12 protein-coding genes are annotated in these 15169 nt (G+C 63.8%); 1 reads left to right on the top strand and 11 read right to left on the bottom strand.

Going from position 1 to position 15169, the window contains the following annotated elements:
• Positions 1-61: 61 nt before the first annotated feature.
• Genes glmM through ftsH form a run of 3 tightly spaced genes read right to left on the bottom strand, consistent with a single transcriptional unit; the run spans position 62 to position 4180 of the window.
• Complete coding sequence (gene glmM / locus FFS62_RS01415) at positions 62-1399, bottom strand: phosphoglucosamine mutase (RefSeq protein ID WP_137971032.1); 1338 nt, start codon at positions 1397-1399, stop codon at positions 62-64.
• Positions 1400-1414: 15 nt separating this feature from the next.
• Complete coding sequence (folP, locus tag FFS62_RS01410; RefSeq protein WP_137971031.1) at positions 1415-2266, bottom strand: dihydropteroate synthase; 852 nt, start codon at positions 2264-2266, stop codon at positions 1415-1417.
• A 9-nt stretch (positions 2267-2275) separates the two neighbouring features.
• Complete coding sequence (gene ftsH, locus FFS62_RS01405) at positions 2276-4180, bottom strand: ATP-dependent zinc metalloprotease FtsH (RefSeq protein ID WP_137971030.1); 1905 nt, start codon at positions 4178-4180, stop codon at positions 2276-2278.
• A 488-nt stretch (positions 4181-4668) separates the two neighbouring features.
• Here ftsH and yhbY point away from each other — a divergent pair, with 488 nt between their 5' ends.
• A complete protein-coding gene (gene yhbY, locus FFS62_RS01400) occupies positions 4669-4980 on the top strand; it encodes a ribosome assembly RNA-binding protein YhbY (RefSeq protein WP_137971029.1) in 312 nt (103 codons plus the stop codon).
• A gap of 13 nt (positions 4981-4993) precedes the next feature.
• Here the strand turns inward: yhbY and FFS62_RS01395 are convergent, their stop codons facing one another.
• The 8 genes from FFS62_RS01395 to grpE form a co-directional block, all read right to left on the bottom strand.
• Positions 4994-5395 carry a DUF4149 domain-containing protein gene (locus FFS62_RS01395; protein WP_137972203.1) on the bottom strand — a complete coding sequence of 134 codons (402 nt, stop codon included), beginning with the start codon at positions 5393-5395 and terminating at the stop codon, positions 4994-4996.
• A gap of 10 nt (positions 5396-5405) precedes the next feature.
• Positions 5406-5882, bottom strand: a complete 477-nt coding sequence (gene greA / locus FFS62_RS01390; RefSeq protein WP_137971028.1) for a transcription elongation factor GreA — start codon at positions 5880-5882, stop codon at positions 5406-5408.
• A complete protein-coding gene (carB, locus tag FFS62_RS01385) occupies positions 5879-9100 on the bottom strand; it encodes a carbamoyl-phosphate synthase large subunit (RefSeq protein ID WP_137971027.1) in 3222 nt (1073 codons plus the stop codon). Before carB ends, greA begins: the two co-directional genes overlap by 4 nt.
• A gap of 36 nt (positions 9101-9136) precedes the next feature.
• Complete coding sequence (carA, locus tag FFS62_RS01380; protein ID WP_137971026.1) at positions 9137-10273, bottom strand: glutamine-hydrolyzing carbamoyl-phosphate synthase small subunit; 1137 nt, start codon at positions 10271-10273, stop codon at positions 9137-9139.
• Between the two features lie 185 nt (positions 10274-10458).
• The gene (dapB, locus tag FFS62_RS01375) at positions 10459-11262 is read right to left on the bottom strand and encodes a 4-hydroxy-tetrahydrodipicolinate reductase (RefSeq protein ID WP_137971025.1); all 804 of its coding nucleotides are present in this window, start codon (positions 11260-11262) and stop codon (positions 10459-10461) included.
• Positions 11263-11272: 10 nt separating this feature from the next.
• Entirely contained in the window at positions 11273-12400 is a 1128-nt protein-coding gene (gene dnaJ, locus FFS62_RS01370; protein ID WP_137971024.1) for a molecular chaperone DnaJ, read from the bottom strand.
• 120 nt (positions 12401-12520) lie between these two features.
• Positions 12521-14437: a molecular chaperone DnaK gene (gene dnaK / locus FFS62_RS01365; RefSeq protein WP_137971023.1), complete on the bottom strand. Its 1917-nt coding sequence runs from the start codon at positions 14435-14437 to the stop codon at positions 12521-12523.
• A gap of 103 nt (positions 14438-14540) precedes the next feature.
• Positions 14541-15110: a nucleotide exchange factor GrpE gene (gene grpE / locus FFS62_RS01360; protein ID WP_137971022.1), complete on the bottom strand. Its 570-nt coding sequence runs from the start codon at positions 15108-15110 to the stop codon at positions 14541-14543.
• Positions 15111-15169: the final 59 nt, after the last annotated feature.

The following is a 15169-nucleotide window of genomic DNA, read 5'->3' as shown; positions in this document are numbered from 1 at the left end:
GACCTCGTCGTTCAAAGTGGGCGCAGATGTTACCCAAGAGCTTTTCCACTAGCAAGCCGTATCAGGCACAGACCTCGCCGACCACTTTGGCCAGCTCCTCGGCATAGCCACGCACCTGATTTTCGTCGTCACCCTCGACCATCACCCGCACCAGCGGCTCGGTGCCGGACTTGCGCAACAGGACACGACCACGCCCCGCCATGCGCTCGGTGACTCGCGCACAGGCATCCTTGACCGCCGCGTGCTCAACGGGGTCGACATCGCCGGAAAGGCGCACATTGATCAGTATCTGCGGGCACTTGCGCACCACTTGGCGCGCCTCGGCCAGGGTCTGTCCACTGCGCTTGAGCGCCATCAGCACCTGCAATGCTGCGATGATCGCATCGCCCGTGGTGGTGTGCTGACAGCACACCAGGTGCCCGGAGTTTTCGCCGCCCAGTTGCCATTCACGCTCCTGCAGCTCGGCCATCACATAGCGATCGCCAACCTTGGCCCGCACGAAGGGAATACCCAGCTCACCGAGCGCCAACTCAAGCCCCAGATTGCTCATCAGGGTGCCAACCACACCACCCTGCAGCTTGCCGCGCTCCTGCAAGTCGCGCGCGATGATGTACAGCAACTCATCGCCATCCACCGCGGTACCGGTGTGGTCGACCATCAACACGCGATCGCCATCGCCATCGAAGGCAATGCCCAAATCCGCCTGCTGCGCCAGCACCTCGGCCTGCAACGACTCGACATGGGTCGAACCACAGTTGTCGTTGATGTTCAGGCCGTTGGGCTGGGCCGATAGCACCGATACCTGGGCACCCAGTTCACGGAACACGCTGGGCGCAACCTTGTAGGTGGCGCCATGGGCGCAGTCGATGACCAGCTTGAGACCGGCGAAACTGGTACTACTCGGCACGCTGCTCTTGCAGAACTCGATGTAGCGACCCGCCGCATCGTTGATACGAGAGACCTTGCCGAGCTGATCGGACTCCACCACCGTCATCGGCTGATCGAGCAGCTCCTCGATCATCAGCTCGATCTCGTCCGGCAGCTTGGTGCCCTTGCCGGAAAAGAACTTGAAGCCGTTGTCATGGTGAGGATTGTGCGAGGCACTGATGACGATGCCCGCCTCGGCCTGGAAGGTACGAGTCAGGTAGGCAATGGCCGGGGTCGGCATGGGGCCGAGCAGCATTACGTCAGCGCCAGCAGCCACCAGCCCGGCCTCCAGTGCCGACTCGAACATATAGCCCGAGATGCGCGTGTCCTTGCCGATCAGAATGCGGCACTTACCCTGCTTGCGGAACGCCATGCCCGCAGCCCAGCCCAGTTTGAGAATGAACTCGGGAGTGATGGGGAACTGGCCGACAGGGCCGCGGATACCGTCGGTACCGAAATACTTTCTGCTCATACTCACTCCAACTTCTTATTCTGCTGCCTGTACGGCAGCAATCATGCGCACCGCATCGACAGTTTCGGCGACATCATGGACGCGCAGGATACACGCGCCCTTGGCAACCGCCAGCGCTGCCAGCGCCAGACCACCCGACAGGCGCTCATGGACTTCGCGCCCCAGCGCCTGACCGATCATGGTCTTGCGCGACACACCGACCAGTAGCGGCCGACCGAGCTCATGCAGCGCCTCCAGGCGCCTGAACAGGCTCAGGTTGTGGGCGAGAGTCTTGGCGAAACCGAAGCCGGGATCAAGAACGATGCGCTCGACGGGAATGCCCGCCTCGACACAGACCGTCATGCGCTGAGCGAGAAAATCACGCACCTCGCCCACCACGTCATGATACTGAGGATTCTGCTGCATGCTGCCGGGCTCGCCGAGCATGTGCATCAGGCACACCGGCAAACCGCTGTCGGCGGCCGCCTCCAGCGCACCATCACGACGCAAGGCGCGCACGTCGTTGATCAGCCCAGCCCCCAGCCTAGCACCCTCGCGCATAACCGCGGGAGTCGAGGTATCCAGGGAGATGATCACATCCAGCTCGGCGGCGATGGCCTCGACCACCGGCGCCACGCGCTCCAGCTCCTCGACCGGCGACACAGGACGAGCTCCCGGGCGAGTAGACTCACCACCGACATCGATCAGCGTCGCGCCGGCCGCCACCATCTGCGCCGCATGGCGCACTGCGGCATCACGCGCGGCGAAGCGGCCGCCATCGGAAAAAGAGTCGGGAGTGACATTGAGGATGCCCATCACTTGCGGCAGGGCCAGATCGAGCACCCGGCTGCCACAGGGCAGCCGGGGCGGGTACTGCGGAATGGTCATGCGCGGGCCTTAGTGCTCGCCCGCAGGGCCGCCAATCGGAGTTTCCGGACGCTCGGCCTGCTCCTTGGGCGCAGGAGTACCCGAGCCGCCCTGCCAATCACGAGGCTCGCGCGGCGTGCGGCCGGCCATGATGTCGTCGATCTGGTCGGCATCGATGGTCTCGTACTTCATCAGCGCGTCGGCCATCACGTCCAGCTTGTCGCGATTCTCTTCCAGCAGACGTTTGGCGGTGCCATAGCAGCCATCGATGATGCTGCGCACTTCTTCGTCGATAGCCTTGGCGGTTTCGCCGGAGACGTTGGCCTGCTGACTGCCGGCACTGCGACCAAGAAACACCTCACCCTCCTCTTCCGCGTACATCAGCGGACCGAGCTTCTCGGACAGGCCCCACTTGGTCACCATGTTCCGCGCCAGGCGCGTCGCACGCATGATGTCGTTGGAGGCACCGGTGGTGACGCCATCGAAGCCCAGGGTCATCTCTTCCGCGATACGGCCGCCGAACAGCGAGCAGATCTGGCTGGTCAGGGCGCGCTTGGACAGGCTGTAGCGATCCTCTTCCGGCAGGAACATGGTCACACCCAAGGCGCGACCGCGCGGAATGATCGACACCTTGTAGACCGGGTCATGCTCGGGAACCAGACGCCCGACGATGGCGTGGCCCGCCTCGTGATAGGCGGTGTTGAGCTTCTCCTTCTCGGACATGACCATGGATTTGCGCTCAGCGCCCATCATGATCTTGTCCTTGGCCAGCTCGAATTCCTTCATCTCCACCAGGCGTTTGCTGGCTCGAGCCGCGAACAGCGAAGCCTCGTTGACCAGGTTGGCCAGATCGGCACCGGAGAAGCCCGGAGTGCCGCGCGCGATGACCGCCGGCTCGACATTGTCACCCACCGGCACTTTGCGCATATGCACTTTCAGAATCTGTTCGCGACCGCGGATATCCGGAAGACCGACCACCACCTGGCGGTCGAAGCGACCGGGGCGCAGCAGCGCCGGGTCGAGCACGTCCGGACGGTTGGTAGCGGCGATGACGATGATGCCGTCGTTCATCTCGAAACCGTCCATCTCGACCAGCAACTGGTTGAGGGTCTGCTCACGCTCGTCGTGACCACCACCCAGGCCGGCGCCACGATGACGGCCAACGGCGTCGATCTCGTCGATGAAGATGATGCAGGGCGCGTGCTTCTTGGCCTGCTCGAACATGTCGCGCACGCGACTGGCACCGACACCGACGAACATCTCGACGAAGTCGGAGCCGGAAATGGTGAAGAACGGCACCTTGGCCTCACCGGCGATGGCTTTGGCCAGCAGGGTCTTACCGGTACCGGGCGGACCGACCATCAGCACACCACGAGGAATACGGCCACCGAGGCGCTGGAACTTGCCTGGATCGCGGAGGAACTCGACCAGCTCGCCGACCTCTTCCTTGGCCTCGTCGCAACCGGCGACGTCAGCCAGGGTGGTCTTGACCTGATCTTCGGAGAGCAGGCGCGCCTTGGACTTGCCGAAGCTCATCGGCCCACCGCGGCCACCGCCACCGCCCTGCATCTGACGCATGAAGAACATGAACACGGCGATGATCACCAGGATCGGGAAGCTGGCTACCAACAGCTGAGTCCAGATGCTCTGGCGCTCAGGCATCTTGCCGACGATCTCGACATTGTTGTCGATCAGGTCCTTGATCAGACCCCGGTCCTCGATGTCCGGACGAACGGTCTCGAAGGTAGTGCCGTCGAGGTTCTTGCCGCTGATGATGTAACCATCGACAGTGACTTGCTTGACCTTGCCTTCCTGCACCTGCTGGATGAACTCGGAGTAGTTCAGCTTGCCGGCTTCGCTGGGGCTGGAGAAGTTGTTCATCACCGTGACCAGGACGGCTGCGATGATTAGCCACAGGATCAGGTTCTTTGCCATGTCGTTCAATTCGCTACCCTCTGAAACGAGCCTCGTCCTGGAAACGCGCTTCGCATGACGGCTGGTGGATTACCAGCCTAACTTACTACACAACCCCTACCCCAGGCAGGAACCGTCTGTAACCCTTTATGAGACTTGGCCATCCGACCCGGCCTCGTCCGGCCAGTTCCAGTCTAGGCGCCACGGCGCCTGCGAACCAGCCAGCGCGCCCGGCAGCATTCTCCACCCCACTCATATGGGGGCCGGATCGAAAATCACAAGGCCTGCCCGATGGCCCGCCTCTCCCACGTAGAGAGCAGAAGCCATCTCGACCCGTGCGAACTAGTCTTGAGCATGCCGCAGGCCGATCGCCCGAATAGAAACGGGCGCAGCCGGGCCGGCTCGGGTAAACTACGCGGTTTTTGCGGCCGGTGCGCGGCAACGGAATGGGTGAAGGCTGCGGCCTGCCCGCCGGGCAGGGTCGATACAAACAGCAGCAGGATCAGATTATGGCGCTTACCAACGAACAGAAGAAACACTTCAAGTCCATCGGTCACCACCTGAAACCGGTACTGATCGTGGCCGAGAACGGCCTGACCGAAGGCGTGCTGGCCGAACTGGAGCGCGCCCTCAACGATCATGAACTGATCAAGGTGCAGTTCCGCCTGACCGAGCGCGACGATCGCCGTGCACTGATCGACGAGTTGGCTGCCGTCGGCCGCTGCGAGTTGGTCCAGGTGATAGGCAAGATGGCCCTGATCTACCGCAAGAACCCCAAGCCGAACAAGAATCTCTCGAACATCCACCGCTATCAGGCCTGATAGCGACCCCGCCTCACTCGCTCCGCTGCCCCGGCAGCGGCTGCAGCACCAGCACCAGGCCGCACAGGGCCAGCACCAGATAGTTGAACTGCAACCAGCGCTCGGCATCCGGCTGCCAGTGGCGCACGGCGAAGAACGCCACCGCCATGAGCAGCACGATCAGCAGCAACTGGCCACGCAGCTCGCGCCATAGGCTGGAGAACCCCTGCGCCTGCGCCAGCACCATGCCTTGAAGCACCACACAGAACGCAGCGAAGCCGATCAGCAGCGGGCTCAGCGCCGCCTTGATCTCTTCGATCAGCAGCGGCGCCAGGCCCATCTTTTCCAGCGTCGGCAGCATGACGAAGTGCAGCAGCCACAGGCCGCCGACCCAGAATGTCTGAGCCAGCTGCCAGCTGATCGCACCCGCCCGCAGCGGTTGGCGCTTAAATATGACGGACTTCGACAATCTCGTACTCGACCAGGCCGCTCGGGGTCTTCACCGCCACCACGTCCCCCTCTTCCTTGCCCACTAGGGCACGGGCGATGGGCGAGCTGACCGACAGCTTGCCGACCTTGATATCGGCCTCGTCCTCGCCAACGATCTGGTAGGTCACGCTCTCGTCGGTCTCGCAGTTGGCGATGTCCACGGTGGTGCCGAAGATCACCTTGCCGGTGTGGGCGATGGTGGTGACGTCGATGACCACCGCGTGCTGCAGACGGCCCTCGATATCGCGGATACGCGCCTCGACCATGCCCTGCTGTTCGCGGGCGGCGTGGTACTCGGCGTTCTCCTTGAGGTCGCCCAGCTCGCGCGCCTCACCGATGTCCTGGCTGAGCTTGGGACGCACCACCTTGGTCAGGTGAGCCAGCTCTTCTTCCAGGGCGCGAGCGCCCTGGACGGTCATGGGGTACTTGTTCATGCCTTGATTCCTGCATGCAGATCCTGCAGGCGGCGCACGGTCTTCTCGGGACCGAACTTGAGCGCTTCGCAGATCGCCTGACCAGCCGCGATGGTGGTGGTGCAGTAGATCTTGTGCTGCAGGGCGTTACGACGGATGGAGTAGGAGTCAGCGATGGACTGACGACCTTCGGTGGTGTTGATGATCAGGGTGACTTCGTCATTCTTGATCATGTCGACCACGTGCGGGCGGCCTTCGGTCACCTTGTTCACGCGACGCACCGGCAGACCGGCGGCCTCGATCACCTTGGCGGTACCGGCGGTGGCGACCACTTCGAAGCCCAGGCTGACCAGATCGCGCGCGACCTCGACGGCCTGAGCCTTGTCGTCCTCGCGCACACTGATGAAGGCACAGCCGGAGTTTGGCAGGATTTCGCTGGCGCCCAGCTGCGCCTTGGCGAAGGCCTCGCCGAAGCTGTCGCCGACACCCATCACTTCACCGGTGGACTTCATCTCTGGGCCGAGGATCGGGTCGACGCCCGGGAACTTGGCGAACGGGAACACCGCTTCCTTGACGCTGAAGTAAGGCGGAATCACTTCCTCGGCGTAACCGGCTTCGGCCAGCGACTTGCCGGCCATGACGCGGGCCGCCACTTTCGCCAGCGACTCGCCGACGCACTTGGAGACGAACGGCACGGTACGCGAGGCGCGCGGGTTCACTTCGATGACGTAGATGTCTTCGCCCTGGACGGCCATCTGCACGTTCATCAGGCCGACCACACCGAGCTCCAGGGCCATTTTCTTGACCTGGTCGCGGATCTCGTCCTGGATGTGCGCCGGCAGCGAGTACGGCGGCAGCGAACAGGCGGAGTCACCGGAGTGCACGCCGGCCTGTTCGATGTGCTGCATGATCGCGCCGATCACCACGGTCTCGCCGTCGCACACCGCATCGATGTCGACTTCGATGGCGCAGTTGAGGAAGCGGTCCAGCAGCACCGGGCTGTCGTTGGACACTTTCACCGCTTCGCGCATGTAGCGCTTGAGCTCTTCTTCCTGGTAGACGATTTCCATCGCGCGGCCGCCCAGTACGTAGGACGGGCGCACGACCATCGGGTAGCCGATCGACTTGGACAGGGCCAGGGCCTCGTCTTCGCTGCGCGCGGTGGCGTTGGCCGGCTGGCGCAGGTTCAGGCGCTGCACCATCTGCTGGAAGCGCTCGCGATCTTCCGCGCGGTCGATGGCGTCCGGCGAGGTACCGATGATCGGCACGCCGGCTTCTTCCAGGGCGCGGCACAGTTTCAGCGGGGTCTGGCCGCCGTACTGCACGATCACGCCTTTCGGCTGCTCGACGCGGACGATTTCCAGCACGTCTTCCAGGGTCACCGGCTCGAAGTACAGGCGGTCGGAGGTGTCGTAGTCGGTGGAGACGGTTTCCGGGTTGCAGTTGACCATGATGGTCTCGTAACCGTCTTCACGCATGGCCAGCGCCGCGTGCACGCAGCAGTAGTCGAACTCGATGCCCTGGCCGATACGGTTGGGACCGCCGCCGAGGATCATGATCTTGTCGCGACCGCTCGGGTTGGCCTCGCACTCTTCCTCGTAGGTCGAGTACATGTAGGCGGTGTCGGTGGCGAACTCGGCGGCGCAGGTGTCGACGCGCTTGTACACCGGCAGCACTTTCAGCTTGTGGCGGTGGCTGCGCAGGGTCTTCTCGGTCACGCCCAGCAGCTTCGCCAGACGGATGTCGGAGAAGCCTTTGCGCTTGAGCTTGAACATCAGGTCGCGGTCGATGGCCGAAAGCGCCAGGGTCTTGATGCGCTCTTCGTCCTTGACCAGGTCTTCGATCTGCACCAGGAACCACTCGTCGATGCGAGTCAGGTCGAACACTTCGGCGACGGTCTTGCCGGCGCGGAAGGCGTCGGCCACGTACCAGACGCGGTCGGCGCTCGGCACGGTCAGTTCGCGACGCAGGGTGCTCTCGGCTTCTGGGTCGTTCAGGTCGAGCTTCTCGTCGAAACCGGCAACACCGACCTCCAGGCCGCGCAGGGCTTTCTGCATGGACTCCTGGAAGGTGCGGCCGATGGCCATGACTTCACCCACGGACTTCATCTGGGTGGTCAGGCGGGCGTCGGCTTTCGGGAATTTCTCGAAGGCGAAGCGCGGGATCTTGGTGACGACGTAGTCGATGGCCGGCTCGAACGAGGCCGGGGTGCGGCCGCCGGTGATGTCGTTGCTCAGCTCGTCGAGGGTGTAACCCACGGCCAGCTTGGCGGCGATCTTGGCGATCGGGAAGCCGGTGGCCTTGGAGGCCAGCGCCGAGGAACGCGACACGCGCGGGTTCATCTCGATCACCACCATGCGGCCGGTGTTCGGGCAGATGCCGAACTGCACGTTGGAGCCGCCGGTTTCCACGCCGATCTCACGCAGCACCGCCAGGGAGGCGTTACGCAGGATCTGGTATTCCTTGTCGGTCAAGGTCTGTGCCGGAGCCACGGTGATCGAGTCGCCGGTGTGCACGCCCATCGGGTCGAAGTTCTCGATGGAGCAGACGATGATGCAGTTGTCCTTCTTGTCGCGGACCACCTCCATCTCGTATTCCTTCCAGCCGATCAGCGATTCGTCGATCAGCAGCTCGCTGGTCGGCGACAGATCCAGGCCGCGGGCGCAGATCTCTTCGAATTCTTCACGGTTGTAGGCGATGCCGCCGCCGGTGCCGCCCATGGTGAAGGACGGACGGATGATGCAGGGGAAGCCGACCTTCTCCAGCACGCCGTAGGCTTCTTCCATGTTGTGGGCGATGCCGGAAACCGGGCAGGCCAGGCCGATGTCTTTCATCGCCTTGTCGAAGCGCGAACGGTCTTCGGCCTTGTCGATGGTGTCGGCATTAGCACCGATCATTTCGACGCCGAATTTTTCCAGGATGCCGTGCTTTTCCAGGTCCAGGGCGCAGTTCAGCGCGGTCTGGCCACCCATGGTCGGCAGCAGCGCGTCCGGACGCTCCTTCTCGATGATCTTGGCCACGGTGGCCCACTTGATCGGCTCGATGTAGGTGGCGTCGGCCATGGCCGGGTCGGTCATGATGGTGGCCGGGTTGGAGTTCACCAGAATGACGCGGAAGCCTTCCTCCTTCAGGGCCTTGCAGGCCTGAGCGCCGGAATAGTCGAACTCGCAGGCCTGGCCGATGACGATGGGGCCGGCGCCGAGGATCAGGATGCTTTTGATGTCTGTACGTTTTGGCATGGTTCTTACTCGAATCCTTGGGTCAGTCGGCGTGGCTTAGCGGCGCTTGGCCATGGCTTCGATGAAGCGGTCGAACAGCGGGGCGACGTCGTGCGGGCCCGGGCTGGCTTCCGGGTGACCCTGGAAGCTGAAGGCGTCCTTGTCGGTACGCTCGATGCCCTGCAGGGTGCCGTCGAACAGCGACTTGTGGGTGGCGCGCAGGTTGGCCGGCAGGCTCGGCTCGTCCACGGCGAAACCGTGGTTCTGGCTGGTGATCATCACCACGCCGGAATCCAGGTCCTGGACCGGGTGGTTGGCGCCGTGGTGGCCGGTGCCCATCTTCACGGTCTTGGCGCCGGAGGCCAGGGCCAGCAGCTGGTGGCCGAGGCAGATGCCGAAGACCGGGATTTCGGTCTGCAGCACTTCCTTGATCGCGGCGATGGCGTAGTCGCACGGCTCGGGGTCGCCCGGGCCGTTGGAGAGGAACACGCCGTCCGGGTTCAGCGCCAGCACGTCCTTGGCCGGGGTCTGGGCCGGCACCACGGTCAGGCGGCAGCCGCGCTCGACCAGCATGCGCAGGATGTTGACCTTGACCCCGTAGTCGTAGGCGACCACGTGGTAGGGCAGCTCGCTGGCGGCGATTTCCGGGTGGCTGTCGTCTTTCAGGTTCCACACACTGGAGCGCCACTCGTAGCGCTCGGTGCAGCTGACCACCTTGGCCAGGTCCATGCCTTTAAGGCCGGGGAAGCTACGAGCCAGTTCCAGGGCTTTTTCCTCGGTGGCGTCTTCGCCAGCCAGGATGCAGCCGTTCTGAGAGCCCTTCTCGCGCAGGATGCGAGTCAGACGACGGGTGTCGATGCCGGCGATAGCGACGGTACCGTTCTCTTTCAGGTATTCGTCCAGCGGCTGTTTGTCGCGCCAGTTGCTGGAGGTCAGCGGCAGGTCGCGAATGATCAGGCCGGCGGCCCACACGCGGTTGGACTCGGCGTCTTCCGGCGTGGTGCCGGTGTTGCCGATATGCGGGTAGGTCAGGGTGACGATCTGCTGGGCATAGGAAGGATCGGTGAGGATTTCCTGATAGCCGGTCATGGCGGTATTGAACACCACTTCACCGATGGTATGGCCGTCGGCCCCGATTGCTTCACCGCGGAAAATGCTGCCGTCGGCAAGGGCGAGAATGGCTGGCTTAGTCAAGAAGACCTCCCTTAGATCTGAAACTTGCACAAACGCAGGTTGTAAAAAAGCGGGATGACGTATTGACCGTCACCCCGCTTCTTTATCTGATTCATTCTGCGTTACTTTTAGTGGACACACTAAAGCGGGAAGCTTACAGGAAAAGCCCTTTTCGGTCCACAGCTTGCATGGACCGTTCAGGCATTTCAGTTCAGCCCCAACACGTCCTGCATGTCATAAAGTCCAGCAGACTGCCCCTGCAGCCATTGCGCCGCGCGCACCGCGCCCTTGGCGAAGGTCATGCGGCTGGAGGCCTTGTGGGTGATCTCCACACGCTCGCCATCGGCGGCGAACAGCACGGTGTGATCACCGACCACATCACCAGCACGCACGGTGGCGAAACCGATGGTCTCGCGCTCGCGGGCGCCGGTCTGGCCCTCGCGACCGTAGACCGCAACCTTCTGCAGATCACGCCCCAGGGCATTGGCCACCACCTCACCCATGCGCAGCGCGGTGCCGGACGGCGCGTCGACCTTGTGCCGGTGATGCGCCTCGATGATCTCGATATCGACATCGTCGCCCAGCACGCGGGCGGCGGTATCCAGCAGCTTCAGGCACAGATTGACGCCGACGCTGTAGTTGGCGGCGAAGACGATCGGGATCTGCTTGGCCGCCTCGCTCAGCAGCTGCTTCTCCTCCGGCGAGAAGCCGGTGGTGCCGATGACCATGGCCTTGCCCGCCTGGCGGCAGACTTCCAGATTCTTCAGGGTCACCGACGGATGGGTGAAGTCGATCAGCACATCGAACTGATCCAGCACGGCACTCAGGTCGCCGGCCAGGGTCACACCGATCTTGCCCTGCGCCGCCAGCTCGCCGGCGTCGGCACCGATCAGGCTGCTGTCCGGGCGATCCACCGCCGCGGTCAGCTTGGCGCCTTCCGCCTGACCGACCGCCTCGATGAGGATCTTGCCCATGCGCCCGGCGGCGCCCATCACTGCGATACGTTGCATAGCCTGTTCCTTAGATGTCGCCGAAGAAGCGCTTCATGCCGTCGAACCAGCCGCTGGCCTTGGGCGAGTGGGAACTGTCGCCTTCCAGCGACTTGCGGAACTCTTCCAGCAGCTCGCGCTGGCGCTTGTCCAGGTTGACCGGCGTCTCTACCGCCACCCGACACATCAGGTCGCCGGCACCGCCGCCGCGCACCGGGGCCACACCCTTGCCACGCAGGCGGAACAGCTTGCCGGTCTGGGTGCCTTCCGGGATCTTCAGCTTGACCCGGCCATCCAGGGTCGGCACTTCCAGCTCGCCGCCCAGCGCCGCGTCGGCGAAGCTGATCGGCACTTCGCAGTACAGGTGCTTGCCGTCACGCTGGAAGATCGGGTGCTCGCGCACGTTGACCACCACGTACAGGTCGCCCGACGGCCCGCCATGGGAGCCCGCTTCGCCCTCGCCGGACAGGCGGATGCGGTCGCCGGTGTCGACGCCCGCCGGCACCTTGACCGACAGGGTCTTGCTCTCTTCCACCCGGCCCTGACCATGGCAGCTGCCACAGGGGTCGGTGATCATCTTGCCGCTGCCATGGCAGCGCGGGCAGGTCTGCTGCACCGAGAAGAAGCCCTGCTGCATGCGCACCTGGCCGATGCCACCGCAGGTGGTACAGGTCACCGGGCTGGTACCCTTCTTGGCGCCGCTGCCATCGCAGGCCTTGCAACCGACCAGGGTCGGCACGCGAATGGTCACGGTGGTGCCGCGCACCGCCTCTTCCAGGTCCAGTTCGAGGGTGTAGCGCAGATCCGAGCCGCGCTGGGCGCCGCCACGCTGGCCGCCGCGACCGCCACCGCCGAAGAAATCGCTGAACACATCGCCGAAGATGTCGGAGAAGTTCGCGCCGCCGGCGCCGAAGCCGCCACCGCCCATCTGCGGGTCGACGCCGGCGTGGCCGTACTGGTCGTAGGCCGAGCGTTTGCTGGCATCGGAGAGCACTTCATAGGCCTCGTTGGCCTCCTTGAATTTCTCTTCCGCGGCCTTGTCGTCCGGGTTGCGGTCCGGGTGGTGCTTCATCGCCAGGCGGCGGTAGGCCTTCTTCAGGTCCGCTTCGCTGGCGCCGCGCTCCACACCGAGCACTTCGTAATAGTCACGTTTGGCCATACATCAACACCTTTAAATTCGTCTGCCCCAGACACACCAACGCGGGAGCAAGCTCCCGCGCGGCGAATCGCACCTGCCGAAGCCAGGCTTCGGCAGGCTGGAACGGAAGCAAGCCGTAGCTTACTTGTTGTCCTTGACCTCTTCGAACTCGGCGTCGACCACGTCGTCGCCGGCATCCTTGGTGTCATCAGCGCCCTGGGCGGCAGCGCCCGGTTGCGGCTGCTCGGCGTACATCTTCTGCGCCAGCGGAGTGGTAGCTTCGGACAGGGCGTTGATCTTGGCCTCGATGGCCACCTTGTCGTCGCCTTTCAGCGCTGCTTCCAGTTCGCCGATGGCCTTCTCGATGGCCGCCTTCTCGTCGGCAGTGGCCTTGTCGCCAGCCTCGGTGATCATCTTGCGAGTGGCATGGACCAGACCGTCGCCCTGGTTGCGGGCAGCGGCCAGCTCCTCGAACTTGCGGTCTTCCTCGGCGTTGGCCTCGGCGTCACGCACCATGCGCTCGATTTCCTCGTCGGACAGGCCGGAGTTGGCCTTGATCACGATCGACTGCTGCTTGCCGGTGGCCTTGTCTTTGGCGCCGACGTGCAGGATGCCGTTGGCGTCGATGTCGAAGGTCACTTCGATCTGCGGCACGCCACGCGGAGCCGGCGGAATCTCGGCCAGATCGAACTTGCCCAGCGACTTGTTCTGCGCGGCTTGCTTGCGCTCGCCCTGCAGCACGTGAATGGTCACGGCGCTCTGGTTGTCGTCGGCGGTGGAGAACACCTGCGACTTCTTGGTCGGGATGGTGGTGTTCTTCTCGATCAGCGGAGTCATCACGCCGCCCATGGTCTCGATGCCCAGGGTCAGCGGGGACACGTCGAGCAGCAGCACGTCCTTGACGTCACCGGCCAGCACGGCGCCCTGGATGGCGGCACCGATGGCCACGGCCTCGTCCGGGTTGACGTCCTTGCGCGCTTCCTTGCCGAAGAACTCGGCAACCTTCTGCTGCACCAGCGGCATACGGGTCTGGCCGCCGACCAGGATCACGTCGTCGATCTTGCTGGCGTCGATGCCGGCGTCCTTCAGGGCAATGCGGCACGGCTCGATGGTACGGGCGACCAGATCCTCGACCAGGGCCTCCAGCTTGGCGCGGGAGATCTTCACGTTGAGGTGCTTCGGACCGGTCGCGTCGGCGGTGATGTACGGCAGGTTGACATCGGTCTGCTGGGACGAGGACAGCTCGATCTTGGCCTTTTCAGCGGCCTCTTTCAGGCGCTGCAGAGCCAGCGGATCGTTCTTCAGATCCATGCCGGACTCTTTCTTGAATTCGTCGACAAGGTAGTCGATCAGGCGCATGTCGAAGTCTTCACCACCGAGGAAGGTGTCACCGTTGGTGGCCAGCACTTCGAACTGGTGCTCACCGTCGACTTCGGCGATCTCGATCACCGACACGTCGAAGGTACCGCCACCCAGGTCATACACGATCACGGTGTGGTCGCCCTTGGCCTTGTCCATGCCGTAGGCCAGCGCAGCCGCGGTCGGTTCGTTGATGATGCGCTTGACGTCCAGACCGGCGATGCGGCCGGCGTCCTTGGTGGCCTGGCGCTGGCTATCGTTGAAGTAGGCCGGCACGGTGATCACCGCTTCGGTCACAGCCTCGCCCAGGTAGTCCTCGGCGGTCTTCTTCATTTTCTTCAGCACTTCGGCGCTGATCTGCGGCGGCGCCATGTCCTTGCCGCTGGCCTGCACCCAGGCGTCGCCGTTGCTGGCCTTAACGATCTTGTAGGGAACCAGCTTGATGTCTTTCTGCACGACATCTTCTTCGAAGCGGCGACCGATCAGGCGCTTCACTGCGAACAGGGTGTTGTGCGGGTTGGTCACCGCCTGGCGCTTGGCGCTCTGGCCGACCAGAGTCTCGCCGTCGTTGGTGTAGGCGATGATCGAGGGGGTAGTACGCGCGCCCTCGGCGTTCTCAATGACCTTGACGCTGCCGTTTTCCAGGATGGCCACGCAGGAGTTGGTGGTCCCCAGGTCGATACCGATGATTTTGCCCATGTTCAAACTCTCCGAAACTTTGTCGTTAACCGCGGCCTGTCATGCCCGCCGCGTCAGCTATGAATTCGCTTGCTGTAACAGATGGGGGTCGGCCCGATGGATTTCAAGCCTGCTCGTCGATGGAGGGCGGCGGCGCGCTCGGCGCCTTGCTTACCACCACCATGGCCGGGCGCAGCAGACGGCCGTTGAGCAGGTAGCCCTTCTGGAACACCTTGAGCACCGTATTCGGCTCGACATGGGTGCTCTCCTCCATCGCCATGGCCTGATGATGCTCCGGATTGAACGGCGTGCCGTGCGGATCGACCGCCTCCAGCTGGTAGCGCTTGAGGGTATCGTGGAACAGTTTGAGGGTCAGCTCCATGCCTTCACGCACGGCCTTGATCGCCTCATCGTTGGGGCTGGACAGCTCCAGGCCACGCTCCAGGCTGTCGACCACCGGCAGCAGGTCGTTGGCGAACTTTTCCAGGGCGAACTTGTGCGCCTTCTCCACGTCCTGCTCGGCGCGGCGGCGCACGTTCTGCAGGTCGGCGGCCACGCGCAGGGACTGATCCTGGGCGGCAGCCAGCTGCTCTTCAAGGATCTGCACGCGGGCGGCCAAGTCGTCGCCGGCGGTCGCCTCGGGGGCCAGTTGCTCTTCCGGGGTTGCCGGGTCCAGGGTCTGTTCGTCTGCCATTGGTTCCTCCTGTCTATACATCGGCGGGTCATGGCCCGCGCTTCTTGCCGCCTATATGG

Origin of the sequence: Pseudomonas sp. F(2018) (genome assembly GCF_005508865.1) — a bacterium.
Taxonomy (GTDB): Bacteria; Pseudomonadota; Gammaproteobacteria; order Pseudomonadales; family Pseudomonadaceae; genus Aquipseudomonas.
Note: the sequence above shows the minus strand (reverse complement) of the source record. Positions and strands in the feature narration are given on the sequence as shown.

What these genes read in the sequence shown, in the direction of transcription:
- glmM (WP_137971032.1), bottom strand. Translation starts at nt 1,399, where the DNA reads ATGAGCAGAAAGTATTTCGGTACCGACGGTATCCGCGGCCCTGTCGGC.
- folP (WP_137971031.1), bottom strand. Translation starts at nt 2,266, where the DNA reads ATGACCATTCCGCAGTACCCGCCCCGGCTGCCCTGTGGCAGCCGGGTG.
- ftsH (WP_137971030.1), bottom strand. Translation starts at nt 4,180, where the DNA reads ATGGCAAAGAACCTGATCCTGTGGCTAATCATCGCAGCCGTCCTGGTC.
- yhbY (WP_137971029.1), top strand. Translation starts at nt 4,669, where the DNA reads ATGGCGCTTACCAACGAACAGAAGAAACACTTCAAGTCCATCGGTCAC.
- greA (WP_137971028.1), bottom strand. Translation starts at nt 5,882, where the DNA reads ATGAACAAGTACCCCATGACCGTCCAGGGCGCTCGCGCCCTGGAAGAA.
- carB (WP_137971027.1), bottom strand. Translation starts at nt 9,100, where the DNA reads ATGCCAAAACGTACAGACATCAAAAGCATCCTGATCCTCGGCGCCGGC.
- dapB (WP_137971025.1), bottom strand. Translation starts at nt 11,262, where the DNA reads ATGCAACGTATCGCAGTGATGGGCGCCGCCGGGCGCATGGGCAAGATC.
- dnaJ (WP_137971024.1), bottom strand. Translation starts at nt 12,400, where the DNA reads ATGGCCAAACGTGACTATTACGAAGTGCTCGGTGTGGAGCGCGGCGCC.
- dnaK (WP_137971023.1), bottom strand. Translation starts at nt 14,437, where the DNA reads ATGGGCAAAATCATCGGTATCGACCTGGGGACCACCAACTCCTGCGTG.
- grpE (WP_137971022.1), bottom strand. Translation starts at nt 15,110, where the DNA reads ATGGCAGACGAACAGACCCTGGACCCGGCAACCCCGGAAGAGCAACTG.